Here is a 1,248-nt window from a genome sequence, read left to right as displayed (position 1 = left end):
ATGGCAAAGGAAAAGTTTGAGCGTAATAAGCCGCACGTCAACATCGGCACGATTGGCCACGTTGACCACGGCAAGACCACGCTGACCGCAGCAATCACCAAGTATTTCGGTGACTTCAAAGCGTATGACCAGATTGACGGCGCGCCTGAAGAAAAAGCACGTGGCATCACCATCTCGACCGCCCACGTGGAATACGAGACCGACACGCGTCACTATGCGCACGTCGACTGCCCCGGCCACGCCGACTACGTCAAGAACATGATCACCGGTGCCGCACAGATGGACGGCGCGATCCTGGTTGTGAACGCTGCTGACGGCCCGATGCCGCAGACCCGCGAGCACATCCTGCTGGGCCGCCAGGTTGGCATCCCGACGATGGTCGTGTTCATGAACAAAGTGGATCAGGTTGACGACGAAGAACTGCTGGAACTGGTGGAAATGGAAATCCGCGAGCTGCTGTCTTCGTATGACTACCCCGGCGACGACATTCCGGTCATCGCAGGTTCGGCTCTGGCCGCGATGGAAGGCAACAAGCCGGAAATCGGCGAAGAATCGATCCGCAAGCTGATGGCTGCCGTGGACGAGTACATCCCGACACCTGAGCGCGCTGTTGACCAGCCGTTCCTGATGCCGGTCGAAGACGTGTTCTCGATCTCGGGTCGTGGTACCGTTGTGACCGGTCGTGTCGAGCGTGGCGTGATCAACGTTGGCGACGAGATCGAAATCGTCGGCATCCGTGACACTCAGAAAACCACCTGTACTGGTGTTGAAATGTTCCGCAAGCTGCTGGATCGCGGTGAAGCGGGCGACAACATCGGCGCCCTGCTGCGCGGCATCGACCGTGACGGTGTTGAGCGTGGCCAGGTTCTGTGTAAGCCGGGTTCGGTTACACCGCACACCAAGTTCGAAGCCGAAGCCTATATCCTGACCAAGGAAGAAGGCGGTCGTCACACTCCGTTCTTCGCGAACTACCGTCCTCAGTTCTACTTCCGTACAACTGACGTGACCGGCACCGTGACCCTGGCGGCTGGCACCGAGATGGTTATGCCTGGCGACAACGTGTCGTTCGAGGTTGAGCTGATCGCACCGATCGCGATGGAGCAGGGCCTGCGCTTCGCCATCCGCGAAGGCGGCCGCACGGTCGGCGCCGGCGTTGTGTCGAAGATCGTAGAATAATCGGTAGGCCGGGCTTCAGCCCGGCACATCGTTGAAACAAAGAAGGCCGCCCAAAATCGGGGCGGCCTTTTT

At 59.4% G+C, this 1,248-nt stretch carries 1 protein-coding gene; it reads left to right on the top strand.

Annotation, left to right across the window (positions count from 1 at the left end):
- Positions 1-1,176: elongation factor Tu (tuf, locus tag AC2FJB_RS22835; RefSeq protein ID WP_117869839.1), on the top strand; the 1,176-nt coding region annotated here is incomplete at its 5' end.
- Positions 1,177-1,248: the final 72 nt, after the last annotated feature.

The sequence above is a fragment of the Ruegeria sp. CDSC085 genome (assembly GCF_059610465.1).
The sequence above is the reverse complement of the archived record's forward strand: the minus strand, read 5'-3'. Positions and strand labels throughout refer to the sequence as shown.